The sequence below is a fragment of the Caballeronia concitans genome, from assembly GCF_001544615.1.
Classification (GTDB): domain Bacteria; phylum Pseudomonadota; class Gammaproteobacteria; order Burkholderiales; family Burkholderiaceae; genus Caballeronia; species Caballeronia concitans.
The window spans coordinates 57,449-74,607 of the sequence record NZ_FCNV02000012.1 but is presented as its reverse complement, the minus strand read 5'-3'; the positions used below and the strand labels follow the sequence as shown (position 1 = coordinate 74,607).

Genomic DNA, 17,159 nt, shown 5'->3' with positions numbered 1-17,159 from the left:
TCAATTTATTTATAGCAACTTCGCTTGCTATACGTGAATTGATTGTCATTGTAGGAAGAGCGGGAAAATTGAAAATCTGTGTAAACCCTAGGGCAACCGCAGCGGCGCCATGATGCACAGGACCGGGTGTCCATCGACATTCTTGAGGGGAAAATACGAGCGATGCGTCGCGTCATCCACATAGACGACGTGGGCGTTCGTCCCCAAAAAACCTTCGCCCACTTTTGTCAGGCGCGTCCCGTCGTGGCGGAACATCGAGACGACGCCCGCCTCGCCCGCCACATACAGCGTGTTCGCGGAAGGGTCGAACGCCAGCACGTCCGGGCCGCGTCCCACGTCGAACGATTGCGTCACGCGCATCGTGCGCATGTCGAGGACGAGCAGTTTGTTGTTCCCTTCGCACGCGATGAACGCGAGCCTCCATTGCGGCACGATGAGCAAGCCGTGATTTCCGTTCGCGCCGGCCACGTCGATGCGCGCGACGATCGCATCCGTGGACGGATCGATCTCAATCAACTGGCGACGCGTCTGAACGTTGACGAAGATATGCCGCGAGACGGGATCGTATTGCGTGTTGCCGGCTTCACCGTCCAGCGCGATGGTTTTCAGGCGGCGGTTCGTTGCCACGTCGATGACGGTCTCGGTCTTGCCTGTTTCATCGGAAACGTAGAGCTTGTGTTCGCCGGGCGCGTAGGCCATGCCGTCTGGATACACGCCTCCCGGCATGCGGGCGATGACCTTCAACGTGTTCTCGTCGATAGCGACGACTTCGTTCGTTCCCGTCGCCGACGCAAACACACGCGACAACTCCGGAATCACGAGCACGCCGTGTACGGACGAGACGTTCTTTATCGTGCCGATAACCCGTTCATCGCGCGTATCGAACGCGACGATTTCGCTATCGCCCAGATGCGCGATCATCAGAAGATGACGCGCGGGATCGCCGCTCTCGTAGTCGAAACGAGACGTGCGTCCCGGCATGGGAATGTCCGCGATGTGCTGTAGCGCAAGAGGCTTCGCATCGCTCTGCTCCGTTGCGGATACGTCGTGAGGCAACGCGAGCAACGCTGCTGCAATGACACAGGCAAGACGGCTCATCGGTCGCAACGCTGTCATGATCGGTCTCCATCAGACGGACCTGCCGAAACGCGATGAGCCGTGTTCTGCGTGCCCGATTCAGCGCATGAAGCCGAGATGCTCCACGAGAATGGCGCTGCCGACGCCGATCAGAACGACTCCGCCGATAATCTCCGCGCGCTTGCCGATAGTCGCTCCGACAAGCCGCCCGACCATCACGCCGATGGTCACCATGAGCATGGTCGCAATGCCGATGGTGGCCGCGGTCGAAAAGATATCGACATCGATGAACGCAAGGCCCGCGCCGACCGCCATCGCGTCGATGCTGGTGGCGAAGCCGGTGGCCGCGAGCACCCAGAACGAATGCGAGTCGGGCTTCTCGTGGCCGTGCTCGGGCTGGCCGAAGCCTTCTCGTATCATGCGCGCGCCCAGCAAAAAGAGCAGGCCGAACGCGATCCAGTGATCCCACGCGGTGACATACTGCGCCGCCGACCGTCCGACTGCCCAGCCGACGAGCGGCGTAATGGCCTCGATGATGCCGAAGATGACGCCGGTCCTGAGCGCTTCGGCGATGCGGGACTTGTGCAGGCTCGCGCCCTTTCCGACGGCTGCCGCGAAAGCGTCCGTCGACATGGCGAAGGCGAGAAAAATGGTCGATGCGAGATTCATTGAGTAGCGCTCTGGTCGGGCAAGAAGATGCGACGGAAGGCGCCTCCCGACCTTCAGGCGCGTTCCATCGATGGTCTTGCCAACCCGTTATGGCTGCTCACGCCACGGCCTGATGGACCGAGTGTGTTGACGTGAGCGCTTTCCGCGAGACGGAAAGCCGGCTACTCCCCAGCGAAGAACCGAGAGAGTAACACGAGTGAATTCACCTTCAGCGTGAACATGAGCAATCGCGGGTTGAGGCTCGCTAAGCCTTCCATAAGCGTCCGCGAACTAGCATGTCGCGTTACTCCAGTTCGAGGACCGCCGCATGACCCGACTTGAAGCGCTCAACCGCGCGTTGTTCCTTCTGATCAACGCACGCGCCGATTCACCGCAATGGCAGATCGACATTGCGCTCACCATCGCGAACGACCTCGTTTATCTGATTCCCGCCGTGCTGGCTTTCATGTGGCTGTTCGGCGATCTCCGTCAACGCGATGCCGCCGTGCGCGGCTTTTGCGTCAGCTTTCTCGCGCTCGGTTTCAATCAGCTGATCGGTCTGGTGTGGATGCATCCACGGCCGTTCATGATCGGCCTCGGCCATACGTTTATCGAACACGCGCCGGATTCCTCGTTCCCTAGCGATCACGTCACTGCTTTCGCGAGCATCGCGCTGACCTTGCTTCTCGCCGGACTCGTCCGCACCGGACTGCTTCTAACGCTCGCGGGCGCGGCGGTCGCCTGGGCGCGCGTGTGCATCGGCGTGCATTTTCCGCTCGATATGGTGGGCGCGGTCGGCGTCTCGTGCGTGGCGTATGCGCTCCTTGCACCATTGTGGGCGCGCGCAGGCGATTCATTCGTGCGCTTGCTCGTCGCGCTTTACAGAAAAACTTTCTCGTGGCCGATCCGTCGAGGGTGGCTCGCGCCTTAAAACGGTGGGATCGCCAATTCCCTTAAGCAAACCTTAAGCAAAGCCCATCTACGATCACACGCCGTCGGCTTCTTCAGAAGAATCGAGTCTGCCCGGCGTCGCTAGAGCAATGCCCTGGCGGCGCACGAAGAGCAGGCACCATAGACCATTCCCGCCTCACGGAAGCCCGCAAAACTCGACCTCTCGTCCACTACACGCATAAGCAAAGTCTTTCGAAGGAATCGCATGAAGCCGGATGCACGCCATCCCTCGCTGCTCCATCGAAGCAACGCTGGCAAGTCGCGGGGAAGACGCGCCAGCGTCAAGGAAAACGGCAGCGTGGCAATCGAGTTCGTCATCGTTCTGCCCTTTCTGTTGCTCGTTCTTGTCGGAATTATCGACGTCACGCTCATGCTTTACGACAAGGCCGCGATTACGAACGCTGCGCGCGTCGCGGCGCGCGCGGGAACCTGCGTGAGCGTTCCGCCGCTGACGAAAAGCCAGATTTCGGCAACGGCAACGGCCGCACTGAGCGGCGTTCTTCTCAGTGGCAGATCGAGCAACGTTCCCACGGTAACCGTGAATCAGCCGAACGGCACGGCGACGGGCAGCCCGCTCTCAGTTACCGTCTCGTACCCTTATCAGGGACTATTCGTAGGTTCCGCGTTCACTACGCTCACCGGTCCGATATCGCTTTCCGCGACCGCCGTGATGAACTACGAGTGAATAACGTCGTAATGAAGAACCGGCCACTCCCGCCGAGACGGGAAACTTCATCGTCCAGGTCATTCCGTCGCGGCCGCCGCGCACCCTCTGTTCGCCGGCAGCGCGGTTCGATGGCGGTTGCCATGCTGTTCGCGCTATGCATGACGCTTGCGGTCGGCGCGCTTGCCGTCGATATCGGCCATCTGATTCTCGCCAGGACCGAACTGCAAACAGACGCCGACGCTTCTGCGCTCTCGGGCGCCGCGTATCTTCTGACACTCGGAAGCGGCCCGAACTGGAGCGGCGCGCATGATGCAGCCGCGCAGGCCGTCACGCTGAATTCATCCGATGGCATCCGGCTGAAAGACGCGGCCATCGCGACAGGCTATTGGAATCTCGCGCGTACCCTCTTGGGCTTGCAGAGTCAAAGCATCACGCCCGGCATCAATGACGCGCCCGCCGTCCAGAGCACCGTCGCACGCGCAAAGGGCAGCAACGGTGGTCCCATCAACTTCTTTCTCGCTCGCGTTCTTGGCATCAACAGCGGCGCGGCCAGCGCGAGCGCCGTCGCGATCGTGGCAGCGCCGGGATACGTCGCACCGGGCGCCCTGTTTCCGGTGGCCATCGGACGGTGCATTTACAACCAGTACTGGAACGCGCAAACCGGTACGCCGGTGGTCGATTCAACCGGAAAGCCTCCGCAGGTCGAGATCGGCAACAGCCTGACCTACGGCGGTTGCGAAGCCGGTCAGTGGACGTCTTTTCAGACCAATAACAACGACGTTCCCACGGTCCGCGGGCTGATTGCGAACGGCAACGACACGAGCTTGCGGATAGGCGACTCGATCTGGATTCAATCCGGCATCAAGAACACGATCTATTCATCCGTCCCGTGGAACGTCGATGTGCTCGTGCCCGTTGTGGATGCAGCGACCAGTGACGCGCATCCGATCGTCGCCTTTGCAGCTTTTCATATCGACAGCGCGAACGGCGCCAGCGACAAGTACATCGTTGGGCACTTCATCGCCGGCTATAAGGTCGCATCGGTAGGCGGCGGCGTGGGCCCCTATTACGGCGCATACATTCCACCGCGTCTCGCATATTGACGCGTCGCGGCTGACAGCGACTCCCTCTGCTGTCATCGCTGTTTCAAACTGATTCTCATTTGGACATCCATGCCGCGTCGCGTCTTCGGCACGGCGTTTGCGCATTCATCGCGCGGGCATCAACGCCGCAATCGACTTTAGAGGCGTCTTTCGATGATCGTCTGTACCAACGGAGAAACCGATGAGCACCGATGACAAGCCCGCAACCCCGCCGCGCACGCCTGACGAGGTACGTCTTTCCGCCGTGCAGGAAGAACTGTCCGTCGGCGTGACGACGACCGAGACAGGCGCCGTGCGCGTTCGCAAGGTGGTGCATGAAGAGATGCATCCCGTTTCCATGCGACTGCGCAGCCAGGAAGTCGACGTCAGGCGCGTGGCGGTGAATCGTCCAGTGGAAGAGCGCGCCGAACCGCGGCGCGAAGGCGACACGCTCGTCATTCCTGTGTACGAATACGTGCCTGTCGTTCGCATGCAGCTCACGTTGAAGGAAGAGGTGTATGTGACGACGCGCGAGCAGCAGCAGGACGTCGTCCACCATGTTCTTTTGAACTCCGAAGAATTGGTGGTCGAGCGCCGCGACGGCACGAGCGGCGAGTGGAAACCGGACGCTGACGCCGGTTGAATTCATTCAAGCGCGCAGCGCGGGAACGACCGTTGCGACTATGACCGCACGCGTTTCAATCCCGGCTTGCGTATGCCTAATTTCTTACGGAGATGCTGCAATGACTCAGACCATCATCGGTGTATTCAATACCCTTCAGGATGCAGAAGTCGCCCGGACTCGCCTGGAAGCAGAAGGCATCGCCCGCACAGACATGAACGTGCACGCCAACGATGCAGGAACGACGTCGATGACCGACGATCTCACCACCCGTGACGCCGTCGCGGACCGCCCCGTTGGCGAACCGCATGAAGGCGCGATGGGGCGCATCGAGCATTTCTTCAAGAACCTGTTCGGCGACCACGATCGCCCTGAGGAAATCGGCCATTATCAGGAAGCGGTACGTCGCGGCGGCGCGCTGCTGTCGGTGGATGTGACCGATGACGTGTCGGTCGAACGCGTCCGCGATGCGCTCTATGCGGCCGGCGCCATCGACATCGATACGCGTGTCGCGCAATGGCGCAACAGCGGCTATACCGGCTATGACAGCAACGCGCCCGCTTATACGGCAGATGAAATCGCCGCTGAACGGCAGGCGTTCCCGGTGGTGCAGGAATCGCTCGATGTCGGCAAGCGCGAAGTGCAGACGGGCGGCGTGCGCGTCTATTCGCGCGTGACGGAAACGCCGGTGAGCGAATCGGTGAATCTGCGTGAAGAGCATGCGAGCATCGAGCGCAGGCCGGTGGACCGTCCCGCGACGGCGGCAGATCTAAAGGAAGGCTTCGTCGAAATCAGAGAGACCGCCGAGCAGCCTGTAGTGGCGAAGACGGCGCGTGTCGTCGAGGAAGTCGTGGTCGGCAAGGAAGCATCGAACCGCACGGAAACCGTCCATGACACCGTGCGCGGCACTGAAGTAGAGATCGAGAGAACCGCCGGCACGGAAGGCGTGGGCGGCGTCGCGGGGACGCGCGGCGTGGCGGACGCCGACGACCTCGGCACTGTGACGCCGGGAAAGAAGACGCCGCTTTGATGTGAAGCGAATCGGCCGCCCGCTGCGCCTGTTTCAGCGCGGCGGCGCGTGCCGTCTGCGTCGTTATCGCTGAGTGACCGCGACCGGAACGATCTTGTCCAACTTGTCGAGCAGAATCTCTTTCTGCTGCTCGGTCAATCTGGCCAGTTCCGGATACATGTTGATCAATTCCATTCGTTGCGACGGCGACTTGGACGGAAGCAGCATCAGCAACCCCGCTTTTTCAGGCTCGGAAAGCGATGACATTTGCGGTAACGCGCTCAGTTGCTTCATTCCGGGCGATGCCGCCGACGGCACGTTCTCATCCGCCGCCATCGACGGCGCGGATTGCTTCCATCCTTGCGACGCAACTTCCGAGTTCGATCGGCCCTGTTCGGACGCATCCTGCTGCGATGCGGACACCGATGCAGGCGCGGACTGTCCGCCGCCGCATCCATAGACCAGCACGCCCGAGAAGAGGATATAACCGACCGCGAGAAAGCGGCGGTAATTGACATCAACGTTCGATTTCACGATCAAGCATCCGATCATTCAATCTGGCATACACGGAATGACCTCATCAGCCGCAGCGCAGACGTGCCAGCGCGTGCTGGCACGTTCCTCCCTCGGAAGAATGCACTGGTCGATCAAGCGCCCACGATACTGATATACGGCTGACTAAAGCCCTTGAAGACGAGCGTGTAGGTAAAGCTCGTCAGTGTCGCCCCACCGAGCAACTCCTTGGTCCAATTGCCGTTCGGGCAGGTGGCCATAGCGACTAATTCCTGCGTGGTTGGCGCAGTCGTACTGAGCGACGGCACAATCAGTTGCCCGTTCCTGGAAGGTGTTAGCTGGCCCGATGACGAAGATGCCACGGTCTGCGTCTTCACGTTCACGATCTGGCCGCCATGATTGCGGCACTGGACAGTGGCCGAGTAAGTCGCTGACAGCGTCGCCACCGCATTCGTATGGCCGACTCCGCCTATCGTGGTCCCGGTACAGGATACGTCCCGAGTGGCTGGGTCGACGGTGCATACCGGTTCTGCGGAGCCGTTCGCGTAATGCGCTCCGCTCGGCCCATTGGACGCAGTGGTCTCGGCCAAAGCCGGGGACGCAGCTAACGCAGCAAGCAATGTCGCTAAGGCTAGATTCTTCATGTTTGCCTCCGGAATAAGGTCTAACGAGAAATGACTGGAAGACAACGCTTCCTGAAACCATTAGGCTCTCGCCTGGGTAATCCGCTTTGCCTTGGACACGATGAAACGATCGATTCGCGCGCCGACGCCTTGTCTTTAATCCGATCTGATTTGCGTGCAGGAAGCCTCGCTGAATGGCCAGCGTTTCGCACGCACATATACGATTGAGGACCCCGCATATGGCACGGGGCGGGCGATATCAATCCGCCGCCGGGAAAAGGAAATCCGGCGAACAAGATCCCCAACGGGGAAACGACGGCTTTTGCTTGAAAAAGAAGCCGTTCGGAATCGCAAGTATTCTTCTATTTCAGAAGTAGAAGTGAACTCGCTCCGCCATGAAGACGGAGCGAGGATCGACGGTTGGCTTTCAAAGTAAACTTACAATAAGGAATACTTAAGTCAAGCTGTATCTGACAACTGACGCCAATTGCCTTTTGTACGCGCTGTCTAACTGCGCCGCGCTCGTAGAGTTTGCGCAAGAACCGAAACGCCTCGCATTTCGGATGAAAGCTTCTCGCCTTTTAAACGAACGAATAAAGCTTCATTAAAACGCTTGAGCGCAGACTTAACGCTTCGTTTATTTCTTACTGTTTTTGGCGAACGCCTAAGACGGGAAATCACTTAACCGAACCGATGTAGTTCGGTCATTTCCAACAAAGCACTCGACGCGCAGCCTCTCTTTAAAGCTCATTAACGAAAGCGAAGCGCGATGCTTCGCTCTCGTCGCATCACATCGTCAGCTCAGTTTGATCGAAGCCGGATCGGCGGTGAGATAACCCACCGCTGCACCGTAGCGATCCTTATAGTTCGCGCGGATGAGCGGATCGAGCGTCGCCTGAACCTTCGCATGCAGCGGCGCTTCCCAGTCGCCCGCGTGCTGGAAATTGCTCATGATGTAAGTCCAGCCGTTGATCTCGTCGACCGCGTGCAGGCCCGTCGATTCCGCGCCCGACGGCGCCGACAGAATGCGTGACAGTGTCTTCGTATCGACGTTGTACGCCCACAGGAAGTTGTTGACGTGCCGGCCGCTGTCCTCGCCGATGAACAGCGTGCGCAGCTTCTCGGAGAACTTGAGGTTATCGGGATTCGCGACGCGATCCGGATTGCCGATGTTGCCGAGCGCGTCCGCCGAAATGTCCTCCCCCACGAGCGCGGCGGGCGCGGCCATGTCGACCGGCACCCATTCGCTGTCGATCGCCGCGCCGGTCAGATCGCGCTGACCGCCCTTCAGATTGAACGCGTACACCGCGCCTGAATTGATAGTCTTGTCGACCGCGAATTCGGCGGTGTGCGCGTCGCCCTTGACCATCGACTTGACGATCTGCGACATCGCCGAATACACGATCTTGTCCTTCGCGTTGACCGTCGTGCCTTCGAGCTTCGTGAAGCACATGCTCGCGCCGCGCAATGCCGCGTAGCGATGCGTCTCCAGGAACGCCGCCGCTTTCTCCATGCCCGGCTTGATGCGAATCCAGTTGAACGCGCCGTTGTAGTTGATGCGCGTGTAGCTGGCATCGAGCGTGGCACCGACCGTCGCATCGCTGACGACGTCCATGATGTCGGCAATCGTCAGCGTGTTGGCGAGGCTCTCGATCTCATCGCTCGTTGCGTGGCCCAGGTTCATCCACGTGAGGTTGGCCGCGCCCGCGCCCGCCGATGATGTCATCGCGCACTTCGCGACGTACAGCGTGCCCGCCGAAAGATCCGCTTCCTTGTCCGCGACGAACATGAAGACGCCGCCGTTCGTGGCGTCGTCGCCCATCATCACGGTGCGCTTGTCGGGCATGACCTGAATGAGTTCGTGCGAGATGCGGCCGAGGCAGTAATGTTTCCTGATGCTGCCGGTGCCGTCCGGATTCACGGTGACTTCGGGCACGTGGCCGTAGTGATAGGGACGCGCCTTCGTTTCGTCGCCATAGAGGTTCTTGCTGTATGCGAGGAACTGCGCGTCCTTCGCGCCGAGCGCCGCATCCGGCTCGTACTCTTCGCTCGACAGATGCGTGTTCCACGGCGAAAGGCTCGCGCCGCAGGTGATCCACAGGCCGTTTGCCTTCGACGTATCGACGTTCGCGTAGCTCACGAGCGAGAGCTTGCCGGTGGCGGGGTCCTGATCGAGCGTCAGCACGGCGATCGGCGATGGCAGGCGACCATACATGCTGGCGGCGTTCTGATCGCGCGTGGTGTATTCGAACTGCACGACCGCGAACACGGCGTTGCCCTTCACGCCCTTGACGGCCGGCTTGTCGAGCTTGATGAGCGAGGTGCCGTCCGGGCAGTCCGAGAAGAACTGGCGCTCCTTGCCCGCCACCGAGCGGTCGATGATCGGCTGATTGTCGATATCGAAATACCCGCCCGCGACGATGGTGCCGCCAGCCGTGTTCGGCACGACATCGCCCGTCACGAAGAACGGCTGATACGCGAGCTTGTAGGCGCGGTTGCTGCCGTCGCTGAAGTTGACCGTCATCGTCGAGGCGACGGAGGTCGTGGCCATCGCGGCGGGTTCGGCGAGCGTGGGCGCGGCCATGCTGCTGAACGTGGCCGTGGTGAAGGCCGCCGTCGACGCAGGCGCGGATACGGCGGGGGCCGCGTTGCTGTCGCTGCCGCCGCATGCGGTGGCGAGCAGCGAAGCGGCGGCCGATCCGCCGAGCGGCAGCATCGGCGCGCCGGCAAGAAGCTTGAGGGCCTTGCGGCGGGAAAGGTCGAGGGGCAGCGCCATGTGGTTTCAAGTCCTTGATTGCGGGTTATGTACCGGCTGTGCGAGTCTTTCTTCAGACCGTTGCAATCTGAACGTGCCGGTTGACGCGCTACTCTAGGAAATGAATGTGAAATGCGTTTGACAGGCGCGTGTAATTGTTTCGTGGATCGCTTGAAAGGCGGGGTTTGGCGATGTTCTACGCAGCCTCGAACCCATAGAGCTTCGTGGGGTTGGTGACGAAGATCATCTGCTGCCACTCCGGCTTCCCGATCCAGTTCGCGACGGCATCGACAAGGCTGGCGTCGTCCGGCTTGCCCGACGTCTGCGTCGGATGCGGCCAGTCCGTGCCCCACAGCATGCGCTCGGGCGCCAGGGCGATGAATGCCCTGGCGACCGGCGCCACGTCCTCATAACCCGGCGCGCCCGTCTTGCTGTCCACGTACGGCCCCGACAACGTGATCCACGTGTTGCCCTTTTCGACAAGACGCCGTGCCGTGCGCAACGCATCGCTCGCCGCCCCGCCGGGCTGCGGCACATGCGCGATATGGTCGATGACGAGCGGGCAAGGCAGCGCCGCGAGGTGCCGCTCCAGTTGCGGAAGCCGCTCGCCCTGCACGACCAGTTCGATGTGCCATCCCAAAGGAGCGATGCGCTTCGCCAGCGGCGCGAGCATCTCGAGCGTCGTCGCGCCGGGATAGCTCAGGTTGAATCGAATGCCGCGCACGCCGGCGGCGTTCAACGCGTGAAGCGCCTCATCCGTCACCGATGTATCGACGACCGCAATGCCGCGGGCGTCGTTGCCGAAGCGCTTCAACGCTTCCACGGTGCATCGGTTGTCGGTGCCGTATGTCGACGGCGTCACGACGACATTGCGCCGTATCCCGAGCCGCGTCTGCAATTGCCGATACTGCTCGACCGTCGCATTGGGCGGCCGCAGCTTCGTGCCGGGCGCCACCGGAAAACGATCGTCATAGATATGCATGTGGCAATCGACGGCATGCTCCGGCAACGCGAACGACGGCCGCTCCGAGCCGCTCGACCATGTTTCGCTGGCCGCCGCCGCTCTGGGCAGCGCGGCCGTCGCCACCGAAGCGCAAGCCAGTTCGAGAAATCCGCGTCGCGAGAGACCCTTCATGCTCACGCCGCCTCCGTCTTGCCGACCATGTGCCCGGGCTGACCCTTGCGCGTCAGGAGCAGCAGCGTCGCGACGCTGACCAGCGTCAGGATGCCGAGCGGCATGAGCGCGAGCGAGTAGCTGCCCGTCGCCGCCTTGACCCAGCCGTAGACGTTCACCATGAGGCCGCCGCCCAGCAGATTCGCAATGGCATTAACGGTGGCCAACCCGGCCGCGATCGTGCTGTTCGAGAGCATGTCGGACGCCAGCGCCCAGAACGGTCCCTTGAACGCGTAGGCGCCGACGAGCACGCAGCACAGCATGCACACCGTGGGCAGCAGCGAACCGCTGAGCGACGTGGCGAAGAGACCGCCGCCGATCAGCAGCATCGGCACCACGGTATGCCAGCGATGCTCCTTCGTGCGGTCCGAATGACGGCCCCAGAAGATCATCAGGACCGACGCCAGCGCGTACGGCACGGCGTTCAGCATGCCCGTCTGAAGCACGGTCAATCCATACGACTTCAACAATTGCGGCTGCCACACCGACAGCGTGCTGCCCGCAGCGGACGCACACGTATCGACGAGCGCGAGGCACAGCACGTAGCGATTGCGAAAGAGCTTGGTCAGCGGCATCGCGGCGACCTTCTTCGGCTGAGCGCTTTCCGCGGCGAGCGCGCCGAGCAGCCACGTGCGCTCGTCTTCATTCAGCCATGTTGCCTTGGCAGGCGTGTCGGTCAGCATGAAGAGACACGCGATGCCGAGCAGCACCGTCGGCACGCCTTCGAGGATGAAGAGCCAGTGCCAGCCGCGCAGGCCCGCGAGGCCGTCCATCTGCAGCAGCAGCGCGGAAATGGGCGACCCGATGAAGCTCGCCGCCGGAATCGACACCATGAACGTGGCGACCACGCGTGCGCGATACGCCTTCGGCACCCAGTACGACAGATAGAGCAGCACGCCCGGTGCGAAACCGGCTTCGGCCGCGCCGAGCAGGAATCGCAGGATGTAGAACGTCGTGGCGTTATGCACGAGCGCGGTCGCTGCCGAGACGATGCCCCACGTGATCATGATCCGCGCGATCCACACGCGCGCGCCGTACTTTTCGAGCGCGATGTTGCTCGGCACTTCGCAGATGAAGTACGACACAAAAAAGAGACTCGCGCCCAGCCCGAACACTTTCGCGGACATGCCGATGTCGTGATTCATCTGGAGCGACGCCATGCCGACGTTGCCCCGATCGATGAACGCCATCAGATAGCAGATCATCAGGAACGGCAGCAGCCGCCAGATGACCTTTCGCATCGTCTGTCGCTCGAGCGTGGTGGTGCTTCCAATTGACATGTTCGTCTCCGACTTTATGCGCCTTCGCGCTGTAGTTTGAACCTTTGCCACGCGACGATGGACAGGATGCCCACTGCGAGCACCGCCGCCATCGCCGCGAATGTGTGACGCACGCCGAGCGCCTCGGATATCGTGCCGACGAGCAGATAGCCGAACGGCATCGTCCCGTTGTAGGCCATGCCGTACATGCCGACGAGTCCGCCGCGAACGTGCTCCGGGCATCGGCGCTGGATGGTTGCGTTCGTCGATGTCGCCGCGAACGTGAGGCTGAAGCCGAGCACGTAGAACGCGGGCATCGATGCGCCCACCGCGCTCGTCGTGGCGAGCACCAGGAGCGCGACGATAGCGGTCCACGGCGCCCACGCGATGAATCGCGCCGACGCGCGCGGACCGAGCGCCGACGACAGCAGCACGGCCGAACTCAGCGAACCCGCGCCCGCGCAGGCGAAGAACACGCCGGTGAAACGCGCGGCGTCGTGGAACGCGCGGTCCGCGAGAAGCGGCACGAGCGTCTGGTAGCTCGCCGCGAACAGGCCGATGCACGCGAGAATCGGCAGATAGCGCGCGGAAAAAGCGTCCGACATCACGTAGCCGACGGCGTCGCGCAAGCTGCTTTCCGTGCGCGAGGCGCGTGCGTCCGCGGACAGTCGAATCGAACGCACGCATGTCGCCATGAAGCAGAGCGCGAGCGCGTAGATCGCGAACGATGCGCGCGGACCGAGCGTCGGATAAACGAATCCCGCAATCGTCGGGCCGACCATGCGGCCGACGTTATAGACCATCGTGTTCATCGCGACCGCGTTCGATGTCAGGCTCGTATCGCGCAGGCTCGTCAGCAGCAACACCTGACGCGCGGGCACTTCGATCGCGCTCGAAATGCCGATGGCCAGCGCGTGCGCGAGAATCAGCGGCACGTTCAGCAGGTTCAATGCGGACAGCGTGATGAGACTGCCCGTCAATACGAGCGACGCCGTGAGCACGCAGAGCGTCACGCGGCGAGCATTTTCGGCGCGTATGCGCGATCCGGCGACGGGCGCGACGACCAGTTGCGGCCCGTACAACAAAAAGTTGAGCAGCGCGAGTATTGCCGCTGAACCCGACAGGTGATACACGAGCAGATTCAGCGTCACGTTCTGCGTCCAGCTTCCCAGCACCGACGCCACCTGTCCGCTCAGATAGCGCCGCAGCGACGCTTCGTTGAGGGCGGGAAAGAGCCTGCCGATCCATCCCGGCTGATTGGGGGCCGTCGTCATGCGAGCGTCTTGCCGCGCGTTTCGGGCGCGAAGAACACGACAATCGCAGCGGCGATGAACGCGACGATGGTGGTCGACAAGCCGAGCACGAATCCGCCCGCCGTCGAGGCCAGTGTCCCGATGACGAGCGGCGCGATGAATCCGCCGAGCCGTCCGCCGTTGTAGGCGAGGCCCATGAGAAAGCCGCGCGACGCCGTATTGCCGATGATTTCGGCGAGGAACGGTCCCGCGCCCGCGAAGATGCCGTTCACGCTGAAGCCCGTGAAGAAGATGGCGACCATCAGCACGAACGCATTCGACGAGAGGATGTAGCCGAACACCGCCGCCGCGCCCACGAGCAGATACGCCATGAACATCGGCCGGCGTCCGAGGCGATCGACGAACGCCGAGAACAGCAGGAAGCCCGAGATGGCGCCGAACTGCAATGCGAGCACGAACTTGAGGCTATGCACGAAATCGAGGTGCTTCACCGTGACGAGGAACGTCGGCGTCCACGTGAACACGCCCCAATAGAGGTATTGCAGAAAGAAGATGAACGTGAACGCGGTGAGGAGACCGCGAACGTTGAGCTTGGCATCGGCGGAAACCGTCCTTGCTTGCGCTTTTGCCTGCTTGCGTTCGAGCCAGATGGGCGATTCCGGCGTCTTGCGCGCGACGAAGAACAGAATGAAGAACGGCAGCGCGCCGATCAGAAAGAGGACGCGCCATCCGTGACCCGCGAGACCGTCGTTGACGCCGCTGACGATGCCCGAGATCGTGATGGCGAGGATCGCGCCGATAGGCAGTCCCATCTGCATCAGCGCGCCGCCCTTCCCTCGGCGGCTCGCGTGCCACGTTTCAGCGATGAGCGCCGCGCCCGCCGTCCACGTGCCGCCCATGCCGAGCGCGCCGAAGAAGCGGATCGTCGCGAACCAGTGCTCGTTCGGCGCGAACGCGAGCAGCCCCGAGAACAGCGAATAGATGCCGATGCAGAGCATCGCGGTGCGAACGCGGCCCAGCCGGTCCGACACGTAGCCGAACACGATGCCGCCCAGAATCTGCCCTGCCGCCGTGATGCTCGTGAAAAGCCCGAGCTGCGCTTTCGTCAAGCCGAATTGCAGCGCGAGCGTCGGCAACAGAAGGGACAGCAGGAACGAGTCATAGCTTTCGAAAGTCCAGCCCAGTCCCGCCAGCGACAGCGAGCGCCACTCGGCACGCGTGATGTCCTTGTAACGCTTCCCTTCGGCTTCTCTCTCGATTGCGCCCGATGCAAGGCTCGCGCTCGTTTTCATGACTCGTCTCCTGGTAGCCGCAAGCGATATGTCGCCGCAGCGGTGCTGCTGAACAACGCGGCTTTTTCATCCGAGGACAGTGAATGCGCCAGCCGTTTGAAGGCGTTCCACAGGACGCCGTAGCTGAACATCCCCTTGTCCACGGGGAAGTTGCTCTCGAACATGCAGCGCTTCACGCCGAAAAGTTCGATGCACGTCTCGAAGTAAGGACGCCATGCAGCGGCGAGTTCCTCCGAGGAAGGCGGCGTTTCGCGCGATGCGAAGCCGAAGCCGAACACGGTCAAACCCGCGCCGCCGAGCTTCATGCGCGTGTTGGGCAGGCTCGCCAGGCGCGCGAGACCGCGCCGCCATTCGGCCGCGACCTGCTCGCGGCTGTTCGCGTGCGGTCCGACGCCGAGCGGACCGCCGAAGTGATCGATGACCACGGTGACATCCGGCGCGGCGCTCGCCAGTTCGTAAAGCTCCGCCAGTTGCGTGTGATAGACCCACGCGTCCAGCGACAGCCCGTAGCGCGCCAGCGTCTTCACGCCTTGCCGGAAGCCCGCGTTCGGCATGAGATCGCGCGGCGGCGTCACCGGGCTCGAACTCACGTCCGCGCTCGAATGCCACGCGAGCGGATTGCGGATGCCGCGCAAGCGCCCGCCCGTGACCTGAAGCATCGCTTCGAGCACGGGCGCAACCGAATCGCCCAGCGCGAGATCCGCGCCGCCGACGATCGCATCGCAGGCTTTCGTCGGCCCATACGCCCCGCTTGCGAACATCGCGGCGATGCCGTTGGCGAACTCCGCTTCGCCGACCGGCTTCATCGCGGCCGGACCGTGCTGACGCAGCATCGAGCGGCATTGCACATACACGCTCGATACGATGCGATGCCCGCTGCCGACGTCCTTCGCGAACTCGTCCGTCAGATAGCGCCCGCTTTGCCGATCCCACAGATGATGATGCGCATCGACGATAGGCAGATCAGGCGCAAGAATCGGCTCCTGACGCAGCGCGAGCCATTCTTCGCGGACGGGCAAATGAGGCGCATGGACGATCTGCACGGCGGTTTCCTCGTCAGAACTTCTGGCGCAAGCCGATGTTCACGCCCGTCTGGTTATGGCCGGCCGCCACCGTGCCGTAGCCGTTCACGCCGAGCGCCGAGTTGTCCTTGTTGTGCGCGTAACCGACGGTCGCGTACAGGTCGGTCCGCTTCGACAGGAAGTAGTCCGCGCTGACGACGGCAAGCCACGGGTCCGCACCGGTCGAATGAACGTCGTGGTAATAGCCGACGGCAGTCAGCTGGAGCGACGGCGCGATCAGATACTGCGCGCCGAGCCAGTACAGGTTCGCTGCATTCGCTTCGGACCCGTTCGCCACGGCGATGGGATTCGTCGGCAAGAATGCATTCGATGCGCGCAGATAGCGGTAGCCCGCATAAGCCGTCACCGGACCGAAGTTGTACGTCGCGGCGGCGAGCGCGCGGCGTTCGGTGCTCGTGTTCGTGGTCAGCGTGTTGCTGTTGCGCTGTTCGTAGACGGCGGTTGCCGCAATCGGGCCGCTGGCATACGTGAGCGCGCCGCTGAAGAACCGGCCGGTGATGAGCGCGCCCGGCACTTCGGAACCGTAGCCGGTGTCGTAGCGCGTGCTGTACATCGCCTGAGCCGTCACCGGGCCGAACTTGCCGGTGTACTTCGCCGAATTGTCGATGCGCGCAGCCAGCGCATAGTCGAGCGACAGCGCCGAGTAGCGGGACGACACGCCCATCGGGTCGAACGTCACCGACTGTTCGTAGATCAGCGCATTCTGGCGGCCGAGCGTGAGCTGTTGACCCTTGTACAAGAGGCCGACCCATGCCTGACGGCCGAAGAGACGCGTGGTCGTCGTCGCGTTGGCGCCGAGGCCGCGCGTCGATTGGGCCGTCGTGCCGTCGTTGATGTTGAAGCCGTTCTCCACGTCGAAGATCGCCTTCATTCCGCCGCCCAGGTCCTCGACGCCCTTCAGGCCCCAGCGCGAGCCGGACAGATTGCCGGACACCTCGCGCACCTGGGAACCGCCGGCGCTGGTGTTGTTGAGGTACTCGACGCCGACATCGGCGATGCCGTACAGCGTCACGCTGCTTTGCGCCCGCGCCGCACCGGACGCGAACGTGATGCTTGCGACTGCGACCGTCCCAAGCGCCAGACTGGTTTTAAGGTTGGCTTTCTTGTGAGCCTTCTTCACGGACATTTCGTCTCCAAACAGAGTGATAGATT

General features: G+C 62.3%; 16 protein-coding genes and 1 riboswitch. Of the genes, 5 read left to right on the top strand and 11 right to left on the bottom strand.

Going from position 1 to position 17,159, the window contains the following annotated elements:
• Positions 1 to 87: 87 nt before the first annotated feature.
• Together AWB72_RS22840 and mntP are read right to left on the bottom strand one after the other, a co-directional pair.
• Complete coding sequence (locus AWB72_RS22840; protein WP_040053639.1) at positions 88 to 1,116, bottom strand: YncE family protein; 1,029 nt, start codon at positions 1,114 to 1,116, stop codon at positions 88 to 90.
• Between the two features lie 60 nt (positions 1,117 to 1,176).
• Positions 1,177 to 1,746, bottom strand: a complete 570-nt coding sequence (mntP, locus tag AWB72_RS22835) for a manganese efflux pump MntP (RefSeq protein ID WP_040053638.1) — start codon at positions 1,744 to 1,746, stop codon at positions 1,177 to 1,179.
• Positions 1,747 to 1,751: 5 nt separating this feature from the next.
• A riboswitch (yybP-ykoY riboswitch) is annotated at positions 1,752 to 1,923 on the bottom strand.
• A gap of 130 nt (positions 1,924 to 2,053) precedes the next feature.
• On the opposite strand from mntP, the gene AWB72_RS22830 reads away from it, so the two are divergent.
• The 5 genes from AWB72_RS22830 (at position 2,054) to AWB72_RS22810 (ending at position 6,077) form a co-directional block, all read left to right on the top strand.
• Entirely contained in the window at positions 2,054 to 2,656 is a 603-nt protein-coding gene (locus tag AWB72_RS22830; protein ID WP_040053637.1) for a phosphatase PAP2 family protein, read from the top strand.
• Between the two features lie 225 nt (positions 2,657 to 2,881).
• Positions 2,882 to 3,361: a TadE/TadG family type IV pilus assembly protein gene (locus AWB72_RS22825; protein WP_084593150.1), complete on the top strand. Its 480-nt coding sequence runs from the start codon at positions 2,882 to 2,884 to the stop codon at positions 3,359 to 3,361.
• Positions 3,362 to 3,471: 110 nt separating this feature from the next.
• A complete protein-coding gene (locus tag AWB72_RS22820) occupies positions 3,472 to 4,446 on the top strand; it encodes a TadG family pilus assembly protein (protein ID WP_087128728.1) in 975 nt (324 codons plus the stop codon).
• Positions 4,447 to 4,627: 181 nt separating this feature from the next.
• Positions 4,628 to 5,068, top strand: coding sequence for a YsnF/AvaK domain-containing protein (locus AWB72_RS22815; RefSeq protein ID WP_040053635.1), 441 nt, complete (start codon positions 4,628 to 4,630; stop codon positions 5,066 to 5,068).
• Between the two features lie 100 nt (positions 5,069 to 5,168).
• Positions 5,169 to 6,077 carry a YsnF/AvaK domain-containing protein gene (locus AWB72_RS22810; RefSeq protein WP_040053634.1) on the top strand — a complete coding sequence of 303 codons (909 nt, stop codon included), beginning with the start codon at positions 5,169 to 5,171 and terminating at the stop codon, positions 6,075 to 6,077.
• Positions 6,078 to 6,140: 63 nt separating this feature from the next.
• Here the strand turns inward: AWB72_RS22810 and AWB72_RS29545 are convergent, their stop codons facing one another.
• The 9 genes from AWB72_RS29545 to AWB72_RS22765 form a co-directional block, all read right to left on the bottom strand.
• Complete coding sequence (locus tag AWB72_RS29545; RefSeq protein WP_244285713.1) at positions 6,141 to 6,590, bottom strand: hypothetical protein; 450 nt, start codon at positions 6,588 to 6,590, stop codon at positions 6,141 to 6,143.
• Positions 6,591 to 6,703: 113 nt separating this feature from the next.
• Complete coding sequence (locus tag AWB72_RS22800) at positions 6,704 to 7,213, bottom strand: hypothetical protein (protein ID WP_087128727.1); 510 nt, start codon at positions 7,211 to 7,213, stop codon at positions 6,704 to 6,706.
• 775 nt (positions 7,214 to 7,988) lie between these two features.
• Entirely contained in the window at positions 7,989 to 9,968 is a 1,980-nt protein-coding gene (locus tag AWB72_RS22795; protein ID WP_040053632.1) for a PhoX family protein, read from the bottom strand.
• 175 nt (positions 9,969 to 10,143) lie between these two features.
• The gene (locus AWB72_RS22790; RefSeq protein ID WP_040053631.1) at positions 10,144 to 11,082 is read right to left on the bottom strand and encodes an amidohydrolase family protein; all 939 of its coding nucleotides are present in this window, start codon (positions 11,080 to 11,082) and stop codon (positions 10,144 to 10,146) included.
• Between the two features lie 2 nt (positions 11,083 to 11,084).
• Positions 11,085 to 12,401 carry an MFS transporter gene (locus tag AWB72_RS22785; protein WP_087128725.1) on the bottom strand — a complete coding sequence of 439 codons (1,317 nt, stop codon included), beginning with the start codon at positions 12,399 to 12,401 and terminating at the stop codon, positions 11,085 to 11,087.
• Between the two features lie 14 nt (positions 12,402 to 12,415).
• Positions 12,416 to 13,654, bottom strand: coding sequence for an MFS transporter (locus AWB72_RS22780; RefSeq protein ID WP_040053629.1), 1,239 nt, complete (start codon positions 13,652 to 13,654; stop codon positions 12,416 to 12,418).
• The gene (locus tag AWB72_RS22775) at positions 13,651 to 14,925 is read right to left on the bottom strand and encodes an MFS transporter (RefSeq protein ID WP_040053628.1); all 1,275 of its coding nucleotides are present in this window, start codon (positions 14,923 to 14,925) and stop codon (positions 13,651 to 13,653) included. Before AWB72_RS22775 ends, AWB72_RS22780 begins: the two co-directional genes overlap by 4 nt.
• A complete protein-coding gene (locus tag AWB72_RS22770) occupies positions 14,922 to 15,968 on the bottom strand; it encodes an amidohydrolase family protein (RefSeq protein ID WP_040053627.1) in 1,047 nt (348 codons plus the stop codon). Before AWB72_RS22770 ends, AWB72_RS22775 begins: the two co-directional genes overlap by 4 nt.
• A gap of 13 nt (positions 15,969 to 15,981) precedes the next feature.
• Complete coding sequence (locus tag AWB72_RS22765) at positions 15,982 to 17,133, bottom strand: porin (protein WP_040053626.1); 1,152 nt, start codon at positions 17,131 to 17,133, stop codon at positions 15,982 to 15,984.
• Positions 17,134 to 17,159: the final 26 nt, after the last annotated feature.